The 2,321-nt window shown below is 58.2% G+C and carries 2 protein-coding genes; both read left to right on the plus strand.

The genetic code is table 11. The annotated features are described in order from the left end of the window. Positions 1 to 9: 9 nt before the first annotated feature. Entirely contained in the window at positions 10 to 1,431 is a 1,422-nt protein-coding gene (gene purF / locus CW742_RS10835; protein WP_292420289.1) for an amidophosphoribosyltransferase, read from the plus strand. Between the two features lie 80 nt (positions 1,432 to 1,511). After that, positions 1,512 to 2,297, plus strand: coding sequence for a response regulator (locus CW742_RS10840; protein ID WP_292420287.1), 786 nt, complete (start codon positions 1,512 to 1,514; stop codon positions 2,295 to 2,297). Positions 2,298 to 2,321 lie beyond the last annotated feature (24 nt).

Below are 2,321 nucleotides of genomic sequence, written 5' to 3' on the forward strand. Positions count from 1 at the left end.
GTTTGTTACATGGGTGGAATGGTTGGTATCGTGGATGCTGGCGGTGTCTCAATCCAGCTTTACTATGCCCTGTACGCTCTCCAGCACCGCGGGCAGGAGAGCGCCGGGATCTCCACGTTTGATGGCACCAGTCTCCATAAATTCAAGGGGAATGGCCTGGTTGCCGATGTCTTTTCTCCCCCTGTTTTATCCGATCTGAAAGGTTCAAGCGGTATCGGCCATGTCCGTTATCCGACCACCGGTGCACGCCTTCCTGAGAATATCCAGCCGTTGAATTTCCAGTTCCAGGAACATTTCATCTCCATTGCCCACAACGGGAACCTGGTCAACACCTGCGAGCTCCGGGCCGAGTACGAGCAGGCCGGCCAGATGTTCACGACAACGACCGACACGGAGATCATTGCAAAGATCCTGATCGACGCCATCAGCAATTCGGGCTCGGTCGAGGATGCGGTCCGGTTCTGTATGAAGAAACTCACCGGGTCGTACGCGGTTGTGATCCTGATCGACGGCATCATCTTTGCGTTCCGCGACCCGCTCGGGATCAAGCCCCTCTGCATCGGGAAGACCGAGAACGGGTACATGGTGGCTTCTGAGAGCGTTGCCGTCGACGCCCTCTCCGCAAAGCTCGTGCGCGACGTGAAGCCCGGCGAGCTGATCCGGATCGAGACGGGCGGTATCAGCTGCACGCAGGTGGCGGTTGCCGGCCGGCGGGCGCACTGCATCTTCGAGTACGTGTACTTTGCCCGGGCCGATTCCGTTATCGATGGCGTGCTGGTCTACGATGTGAGGAGGAAGGTCGGCCATAAACTCCACGAAGAGGCCCCCGTCAAGGCGGACTCGGTCGGGGCCCTGCCCGATTCCGGGACAGCATACGCCATCGGGTACGCGGAAGAGTCGAAGATCCCGTATGTCGAGTCCTTAATGAAGAACCGGTACATGGGCCGCACGTTCATCATGCCCACGCAGAAAGAGCGGGAGAAGGCGGTCCGGATCAAGCTCAACCCCATCCCGGCGCACTTAAAAGACAAGTCCGTGGTGCTTGTGGACGACAGCATTGTCCGGGGCACGACCTCGAAGCGGATCATCACCATTGTGCGGGAGGCTGGTGCACGCGAGGTCCATGTGCGGATCGGCTCTCCTGCCATCAAGGCCCCCTGCTACCTGGGCGTAGACTTCCCGACAAGAGAGGAGCTCATCGCCCACGACCGTGACGAGGATGAGGTCAGGAAGAGCATCACGGCAACGACCCTGCACCACATCTCGCTTGACGCGCTGGTCGAGGCGATTGGTATCTCCAAAGACGACCTCTGCACCGGGTGTCTCACGAGCTGCTACCCGCTCCCGATCGATGGCGAGAAGGCAAAAACCTGCCAGGTCGATTTCACGGACAGCACCTTCCAGTCACGACTCGGCTCGTTTGAAGCATAATCCGTGCGATCCAGAGAAATCCAAATATTTTATATATCCGGCGATAACCTTTAAGGGACAATTCTGATCTCCGGTGATCCATGCCTCCTTCTTCCTCCCGTATCCTCATTGTCGAAGACGACTCCATCATCACGCACCTCCTTGCAACCATGCTCCAGAAGAAGGGTTATTCGGTGGCAGGAGTCGTCACTACCGGCGAAGAGGCCGTGATCAAATCGGCCGAGCTGGACCCCGACCTCATCATCATGGACGTGGGCCTTGCAGGCCGTATGGATGGCCTTGATGCAGCGCATTATATCTTCCAGCTCTTCTCGTATCCGATCCTGTTCGTTACCGGCTGTACCGATGAGGACCGGATCGGAAAAGCCAAGTTCTCCCAGCCGTACGGCGTCATCTTCAAGCCGTTCACCCCCATCGAGATCGCAACCAACGTGGAGCTTGCGATCTACAACCATAGCCAGCGGCCAAAGTCCGGGAGCCAGTATCCCGCAGGAGAACCCGGTAAGATCAAGGAGATGCTCGACGCAGTGATCCTGACCGACAAGCGGGGCCGGATCATCTATTTCAACCCGACGGCGCTCTGGTACGTGGACATCCCTGCAAAGGACATCTACCTGAAGCACTGGCGCGAGGTCATGATGTTTATCAATGACAAGACCGACGAGCAGCTCAAGGACCCGGTTGCCGAATGCGCCAACCACATGACCGGGGTAGTCCACGATTCCAACGCCGCGATGGTGACGACAACCTCCAAGCGCCGCAAGGTACGGATCAATGTCCGGCCGCTCCTGGACAACCGCGGGCAGTTCCTTGCCGTCATGGTCTCCATCCGCGAGAAGACCCCGAAACCCGGGATGCCCCAGTAACGGTGAGGTGACAGCAGGATGGAA

Source organism: Methanoregula sp. (assembly GCF_002835825.1).
GTDB lineage: Archaea > Halobacteriota > Methanomicrobia > Methanomicrobiales > Methanospirillaceae > Methanoregula.